The 20,734-nt window shown below is 41.6% G+C and carries 16 protein-coding genes and 1 pseudogene; 4 read left to right on the top strand and 13 right to left on the bottom strand.

Annotated elements, in window-relative coordinates; all coding sequences use genetic code 11:
- Positions 1–56: 56 nt before the first annotated feature.
- The 4 genes from FC87_RS07105 to FC87_RS04700 form a co-directional block, all read right to left on the bottom strand.
- The gene (locus FC87_RS07105) at positions 57–461 is read right to left on the bottom strand and encodes an SRA domain-containing endonuclease (RefSeq protein WP_191979374.1); all 405 of its coding nucleotides are present in this window, start codon (positions 459–461) and stop codon (positions 57–59) included.
- A gap of 255 nt (positions 462–716) precedes the next feature.
- The gene (locus FC87_RS04690; RefSeq protein WP_235804434.1) at positions 717–1,949 is read right to left on the bottom strand and encodes an ArgE/DapE family deacylase; all 1,233 of its coding nucleotides are present in this window, start codon (positions 1,947–1,949) and stop codon (positions 717–719) included.
- Positions 1,946–2,527 carry a GNAT family N-acetyltransferase gene (locus FC87_RS04695; protein ID WP_009166652.1) on the bottom strand — a complete coding sequence of 194 codons (582 nt, stop codon included), beginning with the start codon at positions 2,525–2,527 and terminating at the stop codon, positions 1,946–1,948. The genes FC87_RS04690 and FC87_RS04695 overlap by 4 nt, the downstream gene beginning before the upstream one ends.
- Positions 2,528–3,035: 508 nt before the next feature.
- Complete coding sequence (locus tag FC87_RS04700; protein ID WP_009166654.1) at positions 3,036–3,842, bottom strand: MerR family transcriptional regulator; 807 nt, start codon at positions 3,840–3,842, stop codon at positions 3,036–3,038.
- An 86-nt stretch (positions 3,843–3,928) separates the two neighbouring features.
- On the opposite strand from FC87_RS04700, the gene FC87_RS04705 reads away from it, so the two are divergent.
- Both FC87_RS04705 and FC87_RS04710 read left to right on the top strand, forming a co-directional pair.
- A complete protein-coding gene (locus tag FC87_RS04705; protein ID WP_009166655.1) occupies positions 3,929–5,248 on the top strand; it encodes a replication-associated recombination protein A in 1,320 nt (439 codons plus the stop codon).
- A gap of 21 nt (positions 5,249–5,269) precedes the next feature.
- A pseudogene (locus FC87_RS04710) lies at positions 5,270–7,827 on the top strand (AAA family ATPase).
- A gap of 86 nt (positions 7,828–7,913) precedes the next feature.
- Here FC87_RS04710 and FC87_RS04715 read toward each other — a convergent pair.
- Positions 7,914–9,914, bottom strand: coding sequence for a DUF262 domain-containing protein (locus FC87_RS04715; protein WP_009166656.1), 2,001 nt, complete (start codon positions 9,912–9,914; stop codon positions 7,914–7,916).
- A 205-nt stretch (positions 9,915–10,119) separates the two neighbouring features.
- Here FC87_RS04715 and FC87_RS04720 point away from each other — a divergent pair, with 205 nt between their 5' ends.
- Positions 10,120–10,884 carry a hypothetical protein gene (locus FC87_RS04720; protein WP_009166657.1) on the top strand — a complete coding sequence of 255 codons (765 nt, stop codon included), beginning with the start codon at positions 10,120–10,122 and terminating at the stop codon, positions 10,882–10,884.
- An 824-nt stretch (positions 10,885–11,708) separates the two neighbouring features.
- Here the strand turns inward: FC87_RS04720 and FC87_RS04725 are convergent.
- A complete protein-coding gene (locus tag FC87_RS04725; protein WP_056961763.1) occupies positions 11,709–12,572 on the bottom strand; it encodes a hypothetical protein in 864 nt (287 codons plus the stop codon).
- A 291-nt stretch (positions 12,573–12,863) separates the two neighbouring features.
- Here FC87_RS04725 and FC87_RS04730 point away from each other — a divergent pair, with 291 nt between their 5' ends.
- On the top strand, positions 12,864–13,352 hold the full coding sequence (locus FC87_RS04730; protein ID WP_225349208.1) for a DNA adenine methylase: 489 nt from the start codon (positions 12,864–12,866) through the stop codon (positions 13,350–13,352).
- 14 nt (positions 13,353–13,366) lie between these two features.
- On the opposite strand, the gene FC87_RS04735 is transcribed toward FC87_RS04730, so the two are convergent.
- The 7 genes from FC87_RS04735 to FC87_RS04765 all read right to left on the bottom strand — a co-directional run bounded on the left by FC87_RS04735 (position 13,367) and on the right by FC87_RS04765 (position 20,731).
- A complete protein-coding gene (locus FC87_RS04735; protein ID WP_009166661.1) occupies positions 13,367–13,783 on the bottom strand; it encodes a PD-(D/E)XK nuclease superfamily protein in 417 nt (138 codons plus the stop codon).
- 237 nt (positions 13,784–14,020) lie between these two features.
- Positions 14,021–15,391, bottom strand: a complete 1,371-nt coding sequence (gene rlmD, locus FC87_RS04740; protein WP_035421289.1) for a 23S rRNA (uracil(1939)-C(5))-methyltransferase RlmD — start codon at positions 15,389–15,391, stop codon at positions 14,021–14,023.
- A 48-nt stretch (positions 15,392–15,439) separates the two neighbouring features.
- Entirely contained in the window at positions 15,440–16,381 is a 942-nt protein-coding gene (locus tag FC87_RS04745; RefSeq protein ID WP_035421306.1) for a diacylglycerol kinase, read from the bottom strand.
- 15 nt (positions 16,382–16,396) lie between these two features.
- Positions 16,397–17,818, bottom strand: a complete 1,422-nt coding sequence (gene gatB / locus FC87_RS04750) for an Asp-tRNA(Asn)/Glu-tRNA(Gln) amidotransferase subunit GatB (protein ID WP_035421291.1) — start codon at positions 17,816–17,818, stop codon at positions 16,397–16,399.
- Entirely contained in the window at positions 17,818–19,278 is a 1,461-nt protein-coding gene (gene gatA, locus FC87_RS04755) for an Asp-tRNA(Asn)/Glu-tRNA(Gln) amidotransferase subunit GatA (protein WP_009166665.1), read from the bottom strand. The genes gatB and gatA overlap by 1 nt, the downstream gene beginning before the upstream one ends.
- Positions 19,279–19,280: 2 nt before the next feature.
- Positions 19,281–19,586, bottom strand: a complete 306-nt coding sequence (gene gatC, locus FC87_RS04760) for an Asp-tRNA(Asn)/Glu-tRNA(Gln) amidotransferase subunit GatC (protein WP_009166666.1) — start codon at positions 19,584–19,586, stop codon at positions 19,281–19,283.
- Positions 19,587–19,612: 26 nt separating this feature from the next.
- Positions 19,613–20,731, bottom strand: coding sequence for a CamS family sex pheromone protein (locus tag FC87_RS04765; RefSeq protein ID WP_009166667.1), 1,119 nt, complete (start codon positions 20,729–20,731; stop codon positions 19,613–19,615).
- Positions 20,732–20,734 lie beyond the last annotated feature (3 nt).

The raw sequence follows: 20,734 nt of genomic DNA on the forward strand, positions 1-20,734 counted from the left end.
CTATAAGATGCCGTTTAGATACTAGCGCCCCTTGTCCTAATAGCTTAAGTGGAAATTTATAGACGCGGATAATTATTATTTGAATCCAATTCGGTCACTTGATATGGTTTGTTAACTAGAGAAACTTGTCCTTGATATATGTTTTCACCTTTGTTAAAGGCCTCGAAAAGGTATACAGGTATATCACTTTTATTTGATTCAGCCAACTTTTTATTGTTTCTAGTTAAAAACTGATTGCCTGATTTGCCTTGCCCAGTATAATGAATAGTAGTTCCTTGCCATGTATCTTGATAAGGCATTTCTTTAACCGAGCGAACTTGCGTAAACGAAAAGATAACTATCGAATTTGTCGTTTTTGAGTATCTAATTCCCCCAGAATTAGCAACTTTAAATGCCGACATTATTTCATTATTTGTATAAAAATTGCCGATTTTTAGGTCTGCGATTTCTTGCAGCGACATATTCCGCGCTCCTTTTATTTTTATGGTCTAATTTACACTTTATCTAAAAAACAGCCCCTAATATCTGAATTATAGATATTGGGGGCTGTTTTATCAAGATTACTGAGGGCCATTGTGCATTAGAGTCCCCCAATTACAAAATGAAATTTCATAATTTGTGCTATATCCTTAATGTTTTAAAAATAGTTTTCCTATATTCATTTATAATCTGATCATTCAATTCAATTGCATTCGAATCAATATATTTTTTCATAACTACCCCAAATAACGCTGAAACAATTCTTTATAAATCTCAATATAGTCAAACCACATCGCCAAATCAGCTGATTCATTGCTCTGGTGCATCTTGATCGGATTTCCTGGACCAAATACGGCATAGGGGAAACCTTGCAAATGCTCTTGTAAGAGCTCCGAGCCATCTGTGCCTCCAGAGGCTCCCATCACCACGATTTCATCGGGATCAAAAGGATTAAAACCCTGCTTCTCCTGCATGTGCTGACCCAACTTCAACTCAGCTTCGTTATATTGACTATTTTTGAGATATGGGGTAGCAATTTGCAAAATATCTTCAATTAAGGGAGACGTTGCATCTCCTATCACTGGCGGAATGTTCATTAAAACTTCCAATTGAAGTTCGCCGGCATGTTCAGAATTAAATTTACTCAACAACTGTTTGAAATCAGCTAAAACAGCTTGGTTTGCATACGCTGGTACCACTCGAAGATTTAATTCGGCTTCTGCTTGCGCCGGAATGGAGTTAATCTGAATTCCACCTCGAAAAATATCGACGGTGCTAGTCGTCTGTCCTAATACGGCATCTGGGTGTGCTTTCGCCTGGGACTCTATCCGTTGCTTAGTCAGTTCCAAGAAATCCATCAGATTTTGAATTGCATTAATCCCAAAATTAGGTCGAGAACTATGAGCAGCCCGTCCTTGCGCCGTAATCCGTAAATCAACTTCGCCCTTGTTAGCATACACGACCCGATAGCCAGTTGGTTCAGCAATCAATAGCGCATCCGCTTGCTTCATTACTTGTTCACTTTGTAAATACCGCGAACCACTCATCTGTCCTTCTTCATCGGCTGTCAAAACCAGACGCAACGTTCCCGCCAGGGGCACCTGAGCATCATGGAGCTCAATCATCGCGATCAGCAAAGCCGCAACGCCACCCTTCATGTCAGTAACGCCACTGCCATACACTTGACCGTGTTTGCTAGTCAGTACAAAAGGATCAGTTTCCCATTCGTCTTGAGCAATCGCAACAGTATCCAAATGTCCACTAGCAACCAGTACCGGTGCTTGACCCGTGCCAAGCTCTGCTACTAAGTTAGCATGGTCATCAGCCATCGGAATAATCTGGCTGGCAATCCCATGGGTTTGCAGTAAGGTTTGGACATAAAGAGCAGCTGGCCGTTCATGTCCGTGACTGGTATCAAATGCAACTAATTTTTCATATATTTTTAATTTTTCCGCACGCTGCATGATCATTCCTCAATCTCTGATAGTGATTTAGTCAAGATTAAATCCGTCTGTGCTTCTGCTCCCAGTTGAAAGGTGTGCTTGCCAACCGGACGAAAACCAACACGTTCATAAAACTGCTGGGCACTGGTGTTTCCTTCCCAAACACCTAACCATAAAATTTTAGCTCCCTGTTTTTTAGCAATTGTCTCAGCCGCAGCCAATGCAAATCGGCCAACTCCTTGTCGTTTATACTCAGGAAGCACGTAAAGTTTTTCCACTTCCACACTGTTTTCTGGCAAAGTCTCGGTTTGCTGCTCTCCAAAATTCAATTTTACATAGCCTGACACTGCATGATTCTGTTTTAGGAAATAAAAATGACAATCGGGATTGACCACCTGAGACCGCAACTTTGGCAAACTGTATTCTGTGTCAAGGTATTTTTCAATTTCTCGATTATCCGTTGTATCCCAATACGTATCGCGAAACGTATCCCTAATTAAGTCCTGCAACTTACCTAAGTCTGCAGTAGTGGTGACACGCTCTAACACAGGTTTCATAAAAACTACCTTTCCGACAATCGCTGGTCTTCTAATGGTTTCAAGCATTCTACCAATCAAGCTTCAACAGATTTAATTAATTACTATTCTTTAATTTTACCAGTTACTGCGTCACTTGTGCACCAAATTAATTAATCAGCGTAGCAATAATCTACTAATAAAGCCTCTACAAAAACTGATGATCATCTCGAATTCCCAGGTTCTTGACCAGATTCTGATTCAGGTAGGATTGATCACCATACCAGCTAGGTTCAACCACGTCGATCGCTGTAAATCAAAGTTGTAAGCGATAAGTTGTTTCTTGAAGAATGCCCGCACCTTGCTTTTGAAAGCATTTTCATATCGCTCCATAGATGGTTTTCAGAAAAAAACTAACTTATTACTACTTTGAGTTAGTCTAGTAATTGTTGTTTTTGATGGATTAAGCACACCAAAATCTAAAGAGCCCGCAGTAATTACTTGGCTAGATCCTAATCCGCAAAGTCAACCCTCTCGGAACACTTAGATCCCCGGGGGTTATATTTTGCTCAGCTAAATTAGCTTCTCGTTTTAAAAATTATCGCTGAAGCTCATATTCCAACCAACCATACCGCGAGGCTCCCGTTGCAACCAATGGCGCTCCTGAATTCAATTGCCAAAGATGACAAGTCGTCTTTAAATCATGTTGCTGCGTGAACTGCGCTAACTTAGTCAGTCCACGGGTGATACCAGCCAGATTATTTTCGACCATGATGGTCGCATACTGCCCAGCTGGTTTCGTAATTTGAGATATCGGTGGTTGCACCCGAGTTGTTTTTGTCTGTTTGATGACCCGAAAGGCTGCCGTCTTGTAACCCGTTGGATTGGTCACCGGCAAATCAGTTAAAAATCCGGATTGCCCGGTTTCCATAATTGCTAGTTCGTCTAGCTGATTATAAAAATCAGAAAATAGCTCAGCCACCTCAGCTTCAGAACACCCCGCCGACTGGTTAGAACACCAAAAACTGGTGTCGGTCTCCGTGGTTAGCTGTGGCTGATAAAGTTGAAAATCATGTCCAGTTGGTTGTTGTTGGAGGTGTTCATCTAAAATGTGCTGGATTTTCTCCAGTGCTTTGATCTTAGCCGCTACCCTAGTTTGCACCTGCAGCAGTTGGTCAACCGGCATCACGCTGTCCTGATTTTGCAACTGCTGAATCTCTGCCAGCGACAGCCCTAGATTACGCAATCCGAGAATCAACAATAGATCGTATAGCTGGCGATAATCGTAATAGCGGTATCCCGCATCACTTTTAGTTTGAGGGCGAAAAATCCCTTGCTGATCGTAAAAAATCAGCGTACGCCGCGTCGTATGTGCCAGCTTGGCCATCTCACTAATTTTTAACATTCTGACCACCTCCAATTGACTGTCACGTTACGTTATAGTCTAGCATTAATGGTAGGATTTGAGTTAGAAAGTCAGGTGATTTATCTATGAAACAAGCATCGTTGTTCACCAATCAACCGTCCAGGACACCACTTGCTAATCGGGTAAGGCCCCAAACCCTTAACCAATTTGTCGGACAGCAACACTTATTAGAGCCAGGGAAGATTCTCCGCGAAATCATCGAAAGCGATCAGGTTTCTTCCATGATTTTTTGGGGTCCTCCCGGCGTTGGTAAAACCACCCTGGCTGAAATCATTGCTCGCCAGACCCAAGCCAATTTTCTGAGCTTTAGTGCTGTTGACAGTAGCATTAGTAAAATCAAAAAAATCATGCAGCAAGCTGAGCGGGATCGGGAAGTCGGACAACGCACGATGGTATTTATTGATGAAATTCACCGATTTAACAAAGCCCAACAAGATGCTTTTTTACCCTATGTTGAACGTGGCAGCATTACCCTCGTGGGTGCCACCACGGAAAATCCTTCGTTTGAGGTCAACTCCGCCCTGTTGTCCCGTTGCCAGGTCTTCGTCCTCAAACCACTAACCCCAGCAGACATCGTAACCCTACTCCAACATGCCCTGCACAACCCAGCAGGCTTTGGAGAGCAAGTCATCACGATTACAGATCAGGAACTACAAGCAATCGCTGATTTTGCCGATGGCGATGCGCGCACGGCGCTCAACACGCTTGAAATGGCTATTCTCAACGGAGAAAAAGTCGGCAATCACGTTACGGTAACCAACCAAACCCTAGAACAGTTGCTTTCCAACAAACAGGTTCTGTATGACAAAAATGGCGAAGAGCATTACAATCTGATCTCCGCTTTGCATAAATCCATGCGCAACAGCGACGTCGATGCCGCCATCTACTGGTTATCACGGATGTTGGCAGGTGGGGAAGATCCGCTCTACATCGCTCGCCGGCTCGTTCGCTTTGCCAGTGAAGATGTCGGACTGGCCGACACTAATGCCCTCAACGTCACCATCAATGTATTTCAAGCTTGCCAATTCATCGGCATGCCGGAGTGCGACGTCCACCTAGTCGAAGCCGTAACCTACCTGGCGCTGGCGCCTAAATCAAATGCTTTGTATCAAGCCCGACTAGCCGCGGCTAAAGATGTCAAACAGACCGCTAACGATCCGGTTCCCATGCAGATTCGCAACGCTCCCACCAAACTAATGAAAGACCTCGGTTATGGGAGCAATTACCAATTAGCTCACAATACCAAGGATAAACTAACAACTATGACCACGATGCCTCCGTCCGTCGCCGGTCATGAATATTATCTCCCAACCACACAGGGGCATGAACAGCGCTTCAAAGTACGGCTTGCCCAAATCAAAAAGTGGCATCAACAACATCAATAAAATTTCACAAGGAGTTTTAAAATGGAAAATAACCAACCAGCGGTCAAGCAAATCGAAGTCCGCGGTGCACGAGTCCATAATCTTAAAAACATTGATGTGAACATCCCGCTCAATCAATTCGTCGCAATTTCCGGTTTGTCTGGTTCTGGAAAGAGTTCACTCGCAATGGGAATCCTGTATGCCGAAGGTTCGCGTCGCTATTTAGAAGCCCTCTCGACCTATACAAGACGCCGGATCAGTCAGGATCAACAGGCGCAAGTTCAAACAGTCCGTCATATTCCGTCTGCCATCGCGCTTAAGCAACGGCCCACGGTTCCTTCCGAGCGATCGACGGTCGGCTCAATGAGCGAGCTCTTTAACGTCATTCGATTAATTTTTTCCCGGTTAGGTTCCACCGTTTGTCCGAACGGGCACCGGTTACCACCCAGCCTCAAAATTGCACAAGCCATGGATCTCCCAGCTGGGGAGCACAGCCAGATGGGCATGATTACCTGCCCTGTTTGTCACGTTGCCTTTATGGCAAAATCTGCTGAAGACTTCGCGTTTAACGGTGGCGGTGCTTGTCCAAAGTGCCACGGCAGTGGGCAAATTCGTGAACTAGACGAACGTAAACTAATTGGTGATGAAAATCTTAGTCTCGATCAGGGGGCGGTTGCTGCCTGGCATCTGCCCGGTCGTAACTTTATGCCAAATGTTGCTGCGACTCTGGGCGTACGAACCGATATTCCCTACCGTGACCTGACAAAACAAGAAAAGGACATCGTACTCCACGGTCCAAGAAAAAGTACCCCGTCGACTTTCGAACTTCCACTGGTCGGGTCTTTCACACTGATAATACCTTGTACGAAAACGCCTACGCAGCTGTCTATGATTCTTTGCAGACGGTCAAAAGTAGTCGGTCAATGGCCAAAATTAACCAGTTTTTCCATTTTTCAACTTGTCCTGTCTGCCACGGAACGAGATTAGATCCCGCATTATTAACCCAACTGGTGGGGAGCCGTAACATTGCGGAAGTTTCCAAACTAACCCTCGGAAAACTAGGTGACTGGCAACAACAAACCCTCGCTAGTTTGCCGGATGAAATGCAGCAGTTGGCTAAGACCTTATTTAAAAATCTCACTGAAACCCTGCAACCACTGCTTGAACTCGGCCTTGACTATCTTACCTTAGCCCGGGATGGTAATACCCTCTCGACCGGAGAATTACAACGGATTCAGTTAGCTAAAACCATCCGTACGGAGACTACCGGGGTGCTCTATGTGCTCGATGAACCCTCGATTGGGTTACACCCGGACAATCTCAAGGGATTGGTCAACGTGTTTCGAAAACTCATCGCGCAGGGAAATTCACTGGTGGTAGTCGACCACGATGTTGATATGATTGCAGCCGCCGACTGGGTGATCGAGATTGGCCCTGGATCGGGGGCAGCTGGAGGTCAGATAATTGCGACCGGCACACCCCGAGCACTCACAAACAACCCCAATTCTCTGATCGGGCCATTTCTAGCTGGTCGGGCCACGATTATGCATCCTAAGGTTCCCACTGCTAAAAATGGCTCTAGTCTGGATACCGAAATGAAAATTCAGGATTATTTTAATCTCAAGCAACTTAAAATCACGATCCCTGGCAATCAAATCACCGCCGTGACTGGCTTTTCGGGAGCTGGCAAGACCAGTCTCATCCTCGATAGTTTGGTTCCAGCCATTCAAGCACACGCCTCCCGTGAACGACTTCCCCAGCAGGTTACTCAACTTAAAACAAAGTTTACCAACGTCGTCAGTGTGGATGCCAAACCAGTTGGTAAAAATACCCGTTCGACCTTGGCAACTTATACAACCATCATGGATCAGCTCCGCACCCTCTTCGCTGCCCAACCTGCTGCTAAACAGCAGCAGCTAGGTCGCGCTGCTTTCTCTTATAACAATAAGCAGGGCGCCTGTCCTAATTGCGGTGGGGTCGGAACCATTACGCTCGATGTTCAATACCTACCGGATGTCGTCGAAACCTGTCCCGTTTGTCATGGCACGCAGTACAAAGACGTTGTCCAACAAATTCGCTGGCACGGTTATAGCATCGTCGATATCCTAAACATGTCCGTTAAAACGGCACTCCCAGTCTTTGCGGAACTGCCTAAGATTGAACAACAACTCCAGTTGCTAACTGATATCGGGCTAGATTATCTGCACCTGGGTGAAAGTACTCCCAGCCTGTCTGGTGGTGAAGCGCAACGTCTCAAGTTGGTAAGTCATCTAAAAAAACGCCAGACCAAAACGCTGTTTGTCTTTGACGAACCCTCGGTCGGGCTTCATCCCAAGGACGTCCAGACTCTCCTTGGGGTTTTGAATCAATTAAAGAAACGTGGTGCGACGATCATTATCATTACTCATGACCTTGACTTGATGGCCAACGTCGATTACATGATTGACCTCGGACCACGAGGAGGCGACCAAGGCGGTCAGCTAATGGCCGCCGGAAACCCACGAGAATTGGTCAAAGAGCCCACGAGCATCACTTTGCAATATTTGCGCCAGCATTTTAAGAAATTTGGGTTGCTACATGAAAATGCTGATAAAGCTTAAAAAAAATTAAGTTTTGATGTTAATTAAAAATGTTCCGTCCTCAAATTGAGAACGGAACATTTTTACTAATAACAAGCGTAAAAAGCTTATCTGATTGTGTAAAAAATTTGATTACTCAAGTCTGCAATTTCAGCAACTTTAGTAACAAAAGCTTTAATATGGTTAGCCGAAAGATTTCGTTCCAGTTCGTCACCATTAACTAACTTTTTGGGTTTCCTAAGATTAGTGAAAAATTGGCGTTTTAGAGCTACATCATTCCTTGCTATCTGATATTTAGATGGTTTATTGGTTACCAAATAATTCATAAAAGTAAACAAAAATTCTTGCCAAGAACTAATGCGATAATTCTTACCTTGAATCATAATATTTACTGGCTTTTTCCCAGTCACATTGATAGCAGTATCAATCCGATAGGTACCGGACTGCACACCATTATTTTTCACCGCAAAGGTTGGAAACGGAAAAATCTCCAATAGTTCCTGTGTCAGTTGTGCTGTCCGTTTCGCAATAGAAGTTGCATTCCAAATATCGTAGTCACTGGGAATGTTTCTCGTAATCATAATATTAGATTTTTGATATACTGCTCGCTTTTTATCGAATGGAGCATTACTCATTTCTTGATTGTATTTGGTCAAAGTAAGATTTCCTAACGTATTAACATATCTGTCATGAAATGAATCAACATTCACAACTGCTAGCCGCCAATCATTGCTCAACGTTTGCGGCATAACATGTTCAATTTGAGCATCAGTAAAATCAATGGTTTCTTTTGATCGATGTTGCTCTAATAATTCCAAGGTTAATTTAGCTAAATCTGACTCTCGATAGATATCTGTTGTTTTCAATGTTTCCGTAAAATCACGATCAGAAACAAACCGGTTGCGAAGAAGCGTTAATTCCCGTTGGTAAAACCCCGTAGTAGCTGCTGGTAAAACACATAAATTACTAATAATACTATTTAATCCTGCTGTACTTAACTGGCAAATCTTCAGTCGGAACAAATAGTTAGTTAAAGTTTGAACAATTTTAATCCAATCTGCTTTTGAGAGTCGATTTTTCACCACTTGGTCTTGCAACATTAGTAGGTAGGGATATACAACCTTACTTTTCATTCGATTAATAATTTCCAAAGAATGGTTGATTTCCGGGTTATCCGTTTGAGACTGTTGAAAATGCACATAATAATAAGCAAATCGTAGTAAATCAGTTAAGGCTTGTTGAGGATTCCAATGTTGCGCTATGAAAAATTGCTGATACCCATGATAAACATCAGATTTCTTGATTGGGTGGCTAGCATGCATGCTCATAATTAAATAACGCCAAATGAACTCAGTGAAATCAGCGCCCGCAAACAGCTGTTCTAATTTCACCCAATAATTCTGATAAAGATTGCGTTGTTCATCTGGCCCCACCTGCATTAGTAAATAATTTCTAATTAAATCAGTCGCCGATAATGATAATCCAGTAGAATTCAAACTTTCAAAAACTACCTCAGGGTTTTCTGAGTCTGGTCCTAATGTGAGCTCAATGTTAACAATGATTAATTGTCGCAAAGCATCTAACAATGTACGCGCTGAAAAAGTTGATTGACTCACCCTGTGACAAAATAATCGATAATTTGCAACTAGCTTCGAGTTCGATTCAGATTGAATTTCGGCGGAGCGCTCCTGAACAATACTCATAAAAGCCATGCGATCTCGTTCGACCGACTTCAATTTTACACGTTCATTATCTGACAATCTCGAATTAAGCAAATATTGATCACATTGATCTGACAACTGTTTATCCGAATTTCTAAGGGCACAAATCAATAGCATTAGGGTAGTTAAACGTTGCTGCCCATCAATCATCTGCTTGGTTTCTTTAACATTTATTTCTCGGTACGAAACGTACACAATCGTCCCAAAAAAATGCTCTTTTTGGCTGTCAACAATCTGCTCTAAATCTGCAAACAATGTCTCGCATTGATCCGTACTCCATTCGTAATGGCGCTGAAAAACTGGGATTTCAAGAATCACGTTGTCATTCTTTAAAAAATCAAGGACATTGATACTGCCAGCGTCAATAGGTTTACTTTTTGATTGCAATCTCCTGCTCCATCTCTTGCTTTAAAATTAAGCTTAACTATGTAAATCAGAATAATACTAAAATTAATTAACTAGTTTAATTCTATCAAGATTATGAGATTAAGATAACCCCCAAAAAACAACTAATTAATAATTCAAGCTGTTGAAAACTAGGTTAATTCGATATAATTAATTTAATTATTAATCGGAAAGATTGAGGATTCTCATGCAAACCCGTCTAAAACGAAACCAAGGAAAAAAACACCATAAAGTAACCTTCATTATGCTAATAATTAGTTTAATCTTCTTAGTCATACTAGGACTGTATTTATACCGTCAAACTCAGCAAAAAGCTACTATAAATCACCCAAAAACAAGCCAAACACGAAAACCTGATAAGAAAATAAAGACAAAACCAAAAAATAATCACGATGCTACTAACAAAAATATCCCGACTAACAGGAGTACCAGTAACCAAGCAATTCCCGAAGCAATGCAAGGTACCTGGTATCCGGCCGATGATGAAAACATTTCTGGTTTAAACGGATATCTCCAAATCAATAATGAGACGTTAACCTGGACAATCGCTGCACCACAGCAAGAACAAGGAACCTATGTTTTTAAAATCGATCGAGACGGAACTGGTTATAATCTAACTCCGCAAGGAAGTGCACCCTTTGAAAACTCAAGTTATCTCATTGAGCGGCAGGATGCTGATACGATTACTTTAGCCTTTCATGGTGGTACGGCTAGATTTTCAAAGAATCCCAATCCGGACACAGTGAATAACAATCAGGAATCAGAGCAATCTCAAGTTCCTGACGATTACTTAGTTTCGAAAAATAACCCAGGTCCATACGAGGTTGTTAGTGGAAAAGATGATAATACAGTAATTGTCAGAAACACTGAAACTGGAGAAGAAATCGAAAAACCAGTAGTACATAATCCAGATTGGGATTATGTACACGATAGGCCAATTGAATATAATTAGTATTGCACTCACTTAACATAGTAAAAGTTCAAGATCACTCAACAACTGTCTTTTTTGATAGCATGCTTCTAATGGTACGTACTATTATATGCTTGATAAAAATTTGGAAAACAATCCCCAAGCCGTTTTAAATGAAGATAAAAAACAAATTTACGCTTATTAAAAGCTACTGAGTATAAGCCTGTAACTAAATTTAAGGGAGCTAAAGCGGTTACTAACTTGCTCAATAATCCAGATGAGGAATAATGACTTAATTAATCTATACGTTATTTTCATAGAAACTAGCGGCGGCAAGTCGCGACCAGTATTAATTCGGAAAATAGCATCACAGACAATGTAAAAATTTAAAATAAATATCAAATCTCAAAAAACAATATTATCAGATAATTAGCGAATAGCTAGATTAAAAAGACTTCGTTGGTTAATCTTGGAAATGTTTTCAGTTTCCCAGCCACTGGATTAAATTTTAAAGAAATTGGTAATTTAAGTAAGTCAGACCAGATTAACCCTCATAATTTTGCCGTTACCTTAAAATCCAATAGAAAAAGTAAAAAAACAATCATCCTAATAACTATGATGATTGTTTTTTAAGTTGGCAAATTTAATAATTATTTCAAAATTTTTTAACATAAGTATTAGTATCGGAACCGTTAAATTTAATGATCGATTATTGATAAACTGCCTGTAATTTCATGTTTTGATTTCAAAAATAATAGATAAATAAACTCAACATTTTACTAATTACTAACTAATTAAATGTAAATGATATCAATATAAAAACTAAAAATTATATAAAAAATTAATTTTATTTTTATAATTTAACTTTACAAATCTTCATTATTATAATAGTCAATAAAATCATTTGGATATTTTGCTATATCGTTTTCAATAAGTCTCTTTGCACCACCAGCATCCTTCTTAGCTTTATCTATAATTTGCTTTTTTTTCGGCTTTTTGCCTGTTTTTTGTAATCTATCATTAATTATTCGTGGTGCAATAACGTTTCTAATATAATCATCTGGATTTTTTTTAAACTTTTTTTCTTCAACCATACAATTAGGTACAAGTAGTGTGAATTTACCATTGGCGTAGAAATTTTTTTCTACATTTTCTTTCTTCCATTCACAATCCTTATCAGCCCAATAGTATAAAGTTTCCGTTCTTTTATGCAAAGAATTATCACGTCCCAATCTTTTTACAGTTTCTATAGTAAAATTGTATAATTCTTTTTCAATTAATCTAGTAGTTAAATCTGAAACACTATCATATGAAAAACCAGGAACGAACATCGTTAAAGCTGATAGCCTGCACGCATTTCCATTCAGTTTAGCAAGACCAGAATATTTCTCAGTATTAAGATTCAAACTATTTAACATTTCATGAAAAAGGTCTTTGTTCGGACCATGTCCAACTGATTTATTTTTACTATATCCTAACCCAGTAGCATTTTCTTCAGGGACTGAATCTATTTTTGAAAGGTTTTCTGCCTTGTTTCCCATAACAAATTCAAAGAATGAATCAATTCTTTTCTCAGCATTTTCACTATCCTCGCCACTAAATTTTTTTTTATTTTTACATACAAGTATTGGATTTATAAATGCTTCACTATCAGTGTCTAAATATCTATCGTAATAGGTTGGGGATTCATTTTTTTTTAAAATGTCAGACATTTTTGCGTTTTTTTTCAAAATCATCACCCCATATATATTAATAAAAATATTATTATAGTAACCTGTTAAAAGAGAGCTATGCTTAGTTTACAGAAACGATTAAGGGTAGTAAAGTTTACCAAATAATAAATAATCTTTATACTTCGTAGTCAATTTTACCACACTCTACCATAAAAATTTATAAAATTATTTCAATAATAAAATTTAATTTAATACTTTCTCGTACCTTTAAGTAAATTTGCTAAGTAGATAATTACTTGCAACTGTTTTTAAATTATTCTGATGTAGAGAGAGCTGCAAGGTTTATTTATTTATTTAAATAAGTCAGGATTTAATGGTCTATGGAGAGTCAATTCCAACGGACAAAACAACGTTCCCTATGGTAAACACAAAAAATTAAACTTATTTCCATCATCTTTAAGAAATGATGCATACTATTTAGAAAATAACGATGTTAAAATTATTAATTATGATTTTAGAGATGCAGTTTCAACTGCTCAAAAAAATGATTTTGTATATTTTGATCCGCCTTATATACCTCTTACACCGACTTCTTCGTTCACAAATTATACTAAAAATGGGTTTGGTATGGTTCAACAAAAAGAGCTAAGAGATCTAGCAATTTCATTGACCCATAAAAATGTAAAAGTTATGATTTCAAATTCTTCAAGTGAGATTACAAAAGAACTATATAAATCAAAAACATTTAAAATACGAACCGTTAGAGCTGGCAGAGCAATAAATTCTAACGGTAAAAAAAGAGGTAAGGTCGATGAATTTATCATAACTAATTATTAAAATTATAGACCAAACTACCAATAATCGTATTTATCAAAAAATATTTTAATTCCATCTTTACGTAAATTATCAAAGTAATCCTCATATTTTTCCTGAGCATTTACTTGCTGCGTCTTTGCATCGTTTTTGTCCTTACCTTTACCATAAATAAACCAACTACTGTTAAATAAAGCTGAAAATTGAACAGTTGGTTTTGGTTCAAATTGTAATTCGTTAAAAATCTTTTGATACAATTTTCTTTTATTAACAAATCCAAACATTTTTTCATCGACAGAACCAGAGGTTTGCTGCCATTTCTTTTCAACTATAAAAATAGTGTTTGTATCAAAATTAAAGAAAGCCTCATCTGGTTTCCATAATTTTTTGTTTACATTATTTAATTCAGTTGTTTCATGCAATGCATTGTAAAAAGCTGCTTGCTTTGTAATCAAACCAACATAATGATTATCAGATTTTTTGTAGATTTCATATGAAACAGTTTTAGATTTAATAATTTCATCTTGTTATCTAAACGTATGCTCTTTTAAATAATATTCGTTATAAAGATCCGTGTGGACTTTTGTCATTAGATCAGTAGTCTTTTCAAATTTCAAACCACTATCATTAGTTCTATATCCACTACTTCCATGCTGTTTCAAAAAATCACCCCAAAAACATATATTATTTTCCTAATCCCGTTCAAACACCGTTACACTCTCCACGTGGGGAGTCTGGGGGAACTGATCCACTGGTTGCACCGGCTGTTTAATGTTATACCCACCATCGTGCAACAAACGGGCATCCCGCACCAGCGTTGCCGGATTACACGAGACATATACTAACCGCTCCGGTTTCATCGCCAGCACGCTGTTAATCAGGCTAGCATCTAACCCTCGACGTGGTGGATCCACTACGACTACGTTGGGATGTAACCCATCTGCCTCCCACTTGGCGAGCTGGTCTTCGGCTTTATTCGTCACAAAAGTTACGTTATCAATGCCATTCAATTTTGCATTAGCCTTGGCATCCGTAATCGCTGCCGCCACCACGTCAACTCCATACACGTGTTTGACCTTCGGAGCAAGCACCAGTGAAATCGAACCAATCCCGCAGTAGGCGTCGATCACCAAATCATCCGGTTGCAACGCAGCTTTATCAAGCACCTGCTGGTATAGCCGTTCGGTTTGAACTGGATTGACTTGATAAAAAGATAGTGGAGAAATCATAAACTTAGTTCCCAAGATCTCGTCGGTGATCGTTTCCTGTCCCGCTAACAAATAAGTTTTATCACCCAGCAATCGATTGCCATGACTATGATTAACATTTACCAACAAACTGGTCAGCTGCGGTAATTTCTTTAAGATAGCCTGAGTAATGGCCTCCGCATCAACCAGCTCCTCATTAATTACTAACACCACCATCAATTCGTGACTATGATGTCCATAACGCACCATAATATTACGAATCACGCCCCGGTGGGTCTCTTCATTGTAGGCTGGTACCTGAAAATCACGCAAGACGTCTCGCACAACGAGCAATGCCTGGTCAATTGCTGGTTCTTGGATGTAGAAATCCTCAATCGGAATTAGATCGTGGCTATGGCGGCGATAAAATCCGGTTTCCAGCTGACCGTTAATCGAACGCACTGGGATCTGAGCCTTGTTACGATATTGAAACGGTTGCTCCATTCCAATCGTTGGCGCCACTGTCACGTTCAACTGCGCTTTTTGAAAAAGTAGGTCTAGCTGGTGCTGTTTAAACTCCAGTTGCTTTTCGTATTTAAGGTGTTGTAGGGGCGCGATCCCAGCTTGAGTATAGCGGGGATCCACCGACTCCACCCGATCAGCGCTGGGCGTTATAATCTTCAGTAATTTGGCAAAGGCAAAGTGTTGTTTAACTTTAACCACCTGAACCTGCACGGTTTCCGTTGGGAGTGCCTCCTCAATAAACAGCGGGAACTGGTCAACTTTTGCCACCCCGAGTCCTTCATAGGTTAGATCGGTAATGTGTACTGTCAGCATTTCATTTTTCTGAACCGGGGCCATAAATTTTTGCTTCATTAAATTCTCCTTAAAGAAACAGGTTTGTCGGACAACCGACAAACCTGTTTATGCTTGGGTAGCTGGATCTGCGACAGCTTTTAAATTCGAAAAAATCTCAATATGTTCTTTCAAGTTTTGGAAATCCATCGGTGCGTCGCCACCGTACTCACCATCCAGGTTAATTGGCATTTTATCCTGGTTATCCTTCACCGAAAAGTGAGTTGTTTCCTGATAAATAATCCGTGAATCGTGGACATGCCGCCCTCCATTCATCACTTTCATAATCAGCTGCATGATTTCGACCATGTTCCCGGTCTTCACGATGATCATCGTGAATTTACCATCACTCAAAGAGGCATTGGGAACTGCTTGTTCAAGCCCACCAACTGAATTCGTCATTGCCAAAAAAAACATCGACGCCTTGCCGGCATAGGAGCCCCCATCGTATTGAACCTTAATATCCATTGGTCGTGCCTGTGGCAGCATCTCAACTGCTTTCATCAGATAGGCCATGTACCCAAAGACGGTCTTTAAATCAGAGGGAACATCATAGGTTAGTTCGGTTAACCGCCCACCCGCCGCAATATTAATAAAGTAGTGGGTCAGTTTCTGATTAGAAGCCTTCCCGACATCCATTGCGGTCGTCTGACCGTTAGCAATCACGCGAGCCGCCTCGACAAAATCATCACGAGGAATTCCTAAAGCTCTCGCAAAATCATTGGTGGTCCCAGCTGGAATGATTCCCAGACGAGGACGCTTTTCCAACGGTGCAATGCCGTTAATGACCGCATTGATAGTCCCATCACCACCCGCTGCAACCACAAGGTCAAACCCAGCTTGCGCCACTCGCCGTGCTTCGTTTTGTGCTGAATTTTCAGCAGGAGTTGTCGCATAGATGCTGGTTTCATAACCACCTTGTTCTAACACGTTAAGAATATCAACCAGCTTATTTTTCAGAGTTTCGCGTCCTGATGTGGGATTAAAAATAATTCGTGCCCGTTTTTGCAAATCAGTCACCGCCTCCTACTTGTTTAGCGCCTGCATCAACAGTTTATTCACAATCTGCGGATTAGCCTTGCCATGGGTTTGCTTCATAATTTGACCCACCAAAAAGCCGACGGCTCGGTCTTTTCCATTATGAAAGTCAACGATTGATTGCGGATTATCAGCTAACACTTGGTCAATGATCGGCTGTAATTGGTCGGGATCAGACAGCTGAACCAGCCCATGTTCTTTGACATAAACAGCGGGATCCTCACCGTTAGTAATCGCTTTAAAGACTTTTTTCGCCATCTTTGTTGAAATTGTTTGATCGCTAATCATCTTAATCATGCTGGCCAGCGCCTCCGGTGTAATCTTGGTACGTTCCAACACCGTCTGTTGGTCATTCAGATATGCATTGACATCCCCTTGCAGGTAGTTAGAAGCCATCTTAGGATCGGCCTGCAGTTCCATCATTCGATCAAAGAAGTCAGACATTTCCTTGGTCTGCGTCAGAACCATTGCATCATAATCAGTTAGACCAAAGTCTTTGACGTAACGTGCTCGTCGGCTTTCTGGCATCTCTGGCAATTGTTCTTGTAATTCAGAAATCCACTCGTCGCTAATTGATAAGCTAGGTAGATCAGGTTCTGGGAAGTAACGGTAATCATCCTTCCCCTCTTTAACCCGCATCAAGTACGTTTTGCCCGTAAGCTCATCAAACCGACGCGTTTCTGCGCCAATCGTGCCCCCGGAACGAATTACCTGAGCTTGCCGCTCTTCCTCGTAAGCCAGAGCTTTGCGGACATAGTTAAATGAGTTTAGGTTTTTTAACTCGATTTTCTGACCAAGTGTGCTACTCCCAATCGGATGAATTGAGATATTACAATCAACTCGCATTGAACCCTCTTCCATCCGCACGTCTGAAATCCCGGTAAACTGGATCCGTTCCCGCAATCCCTCTAGATAATCATAGGCTTCTTGCGGAGAATTCATCTCTGCTTTTGACACAATTTCGATTAACGGGGTTCCTTGCCGGTTCAGGTCCACGTAAGAATACCGTTTCCCGTGGGTGTTTTTCCCGGCATCCTCTTCGACATGCAATTCTGCAATCCCGATTTTTTTCGGACCCTGATCAGTTTGTACTTCAATCCAACCGTTCGTGGCGGCTGGTCGATCGTTTTCAGTAACCTGATAGCCCTTGGGGTTATCGGGGTAAAAGTAGTTTTTACGATCAAAGTGCGGATGTTTTTCAATTTCCGCATGTAAGGCCAGTGCGGCGGTAATCCCGTTCGCAATTACCTGACGATTAATGGTTGGCAGTGTTCCCGGATACCCCCAATCAATGACATTTGTATTTTCATTTGGTTCAGCACCGTATTGCACCGGTGAGGGGCTGAAAATTTTGGATTTGGTTTTTAATTCCACGTGGACTTCTAGACCAATCGTCGTTTCAAAATTCATTACTCTTGCCCTCCCAACTGTGGCGTTGCTTGTTGAAAATCAGTGTTTTGTTCAAAGGCATAAGCTGCTTGGTAGAGCGTAGCTTCGTCAAATGGTTTTCCAACCAGCTGCATCCCGATTGGTAAGCCTTCGCTAAAACCAGCGGGAATTGACATCGCTGGTAAGCCCGCCAAATTAACCGGAATCGTAAAACTATCATTCAAGTACATCTGAGTGGGATCTTGAGATTCATGATTTAATGGGAAAGCTGTGGTTGGAGCCGTAGCTCCCATCAGTACATCATATTTTTCAAAGACCCGCTGAAAGTCATCGGTAATCATGGTACGAATCTGGGCTGCTTTTTTATAGTATTTGTCAAACGAACCTGATGAAAGCGAAAAAGTTCCCAACATAATCCGGCGCTTGACCTCATCGCCAAAACCTTCGGAACGAGTCTTAACATAAACATCGTCCAAATCTTGAGCATTTTCAGCCCGAAATCCATACCGAATCCCGTCAAATCGCTCTAAGTTAGAGGAAGCTTCGGCAGATGCTAACACATAGTAAGCCATGATACCGTATTTTGCATTTGGCAAATCAACTTCATCAACCGTTGCTCCAAGTTTCTGATACGTTGCGATGGCGTTTTGGACCGCTTGCTTAACCTCGGGCTGCACACCGGATCGTAGGTATTCTTTAGAAACGGCAATCCGCATCCCTGAAACCCCTTGCTCCAGCTGAGCCGTATAGTCTGGTACCTCAGTTTGTGAGGAGGTTGCATCGTGTTCGTCAGCTCCCGCAATTACATTTAAGAGGTAAGCATTATCTTTAACACTTCTAGTCAACGGACCAACCTGGTCAAAACTAGAACCAAAGGCAATCAATCCCCAGCGAGAAACCCGACCATACGTTGGTTTCAGACCGACTACTCCCGTAAAGGCTGCTGGTTGCCGAATCGAACCACCCGTGTCAGAACCAAGGCTCGCTAATACATCCCCAGCCGCAACCGTGGCAGCAGAGCCCCCTGAAGAACCACCAGGAGCCGTCGTCAACTTCCACGGATTATGCGTGGTTTGAAATGCTGATTTTTCAGTCGAACTCCCCATTGCGAATTCATCTAAATTGGTTTTCCCGATGATAATCGCGCCCGCTTGTTTCAACTTCTCGACCACCGTTGCTTCATAGACCGAGGTAAAGTTAGTAAGCATTTTAGAAGCGGCCGTCGTTGGTAGTTCGGTGGTTACTAAGTTATCTTTAATGGCAATCGGAATCCCAGACCAAATTGAATCTGGATCGATTCCGGTCTGATCGAGCTCTTTAGCAGTCGCCAGTGCCTCTTCATTTAGCGCCAAATACGCCTGAACCTGCTGATCATCCTGCTTGATTTTATCCAGCGTCTGCCGGGTCAATGCTTCCGCCGTCAAGCGTCCACTGACTAATTCTTGATGCAGACTCTCTAAATCGTGCTCAAAGTAGTTCATGACTAATCCTCGCTTTCATCAATAATTGTTGGTACGCGAATCAGACCATCCGCTGCTTCCGGAGCATTTTTTAATAATTTAGCGGATTGATCCCAATTGTCAGCTACATCAGCTCGCATTGCGTTTAACCGGTCGGTCACGATGTAGGTTGGTTCGACGCCGTCAGTCGGCACTTTTTCTAAATCATCAAGCATGCCCAGCATGTCATTTAACTGTTCGGTAAACCGAGGAACTTCCTCTTCGGTTAATTTTAGTTTGGCCAGACTAGCGATATGCTGTGTCCGGGCTTCGTCAACTTTCATGGTCATCTCAATTCCTCCTTGCGGGATGTTTGCTAGTAGTTAGTGAAGACGTGTGAACTAAACTTCTTTTGATCTTGCCCCCGATACAGGTAACTTTGAATTCCGTTCGTTGAGCCAACCGTGATCTCAATCGGACTATTTTGGGGTAGATATTTTTGAGCCGAAGTCTGCAGATACTGGGTAAAACTGTTGATTGCCGTGTAACTGTAGAATTGGGTCGTCACGTTCACGTGCATCCCAGTCAACGTTCCGTTGGTATACTGCGCCTGAGCCGTGACCCCACTTAGATTAGGGAAATAACTCTGAGCCTGTTGTTTAAACTGATCAAAGGCAGCTGCATCATTGTCATTTGGTGCTTTTTGCCCGTTCGCAATCGGAAAGACATAGTTTTTCTGATCGATCGTCTTCCAATTATCGACCTTGGTAGACTGGGGTGCGTTATTTGAGGAAGCAATAAAGTTTCCTCCCACCAAACTATCATCTGGGGCCGCTTTGTACAGAGCCACCACAATTGGAATGTTTTTTAAATCTGCTTGCTTGCGGAGGCGCGCCAAAATCTGATTAGCAATTTCTTTCCCATTAGACTCGATTTCAGCATCGGTTAGGTTTTTAGAATACTGCGCTCCGTATTTTTCCTTTGTGTAATAGTAAACGGAATTCAAACCAACTCCAATGGTCATCCCCTTAAGCTCGGTTTTACCATCCACCGTTTGCAGAAAATCCTGTTCTTCAATCTGTTGGAGGTACTCGGGCACAACCTTGTCTTTGGGCTGGTTAGGATTTAGCCCATCGGGATTATCATCAGTTTTGCGTCCCACCCAGTTTTGGACCGTGGTCGCAGACAATTGCTGCCCTTCTTGGAAAATATACTTATCTGGAGAAAAATTTTGTTTGGAAATCTCCAGCAATCCCCGCTGAAAACCCTGCAGGTTAAACTGGTTACTTGTCTGCTGACCATTAATGCCAGCAGCTTTGCTAACCTGGTAATGACCATCCTTAATCAAACTTTGATAGTCGTTGTTCGAATTACTGCCAGTTAACTGAGTCTTTTGTGAGCCACTGTTGGTACTGATTTTGTTGCGGTTGCCACATCCCACCAACAAAACGGTGCTCGCTGCGGCAATCGCCAAGATACTAATTCGTCGTTTCAAACC

This window comes from Fructilactobacillus florum DSM 22689 = JCM 16035 (genome assembly GCF_001436645.1).
Taxonomy (GTDB): Bacteria; Bacillota; Bacilli; order Lactobacillales; family Lactobacillaceae; genus Fructilactobacillus; species Fructilactobacillus florum.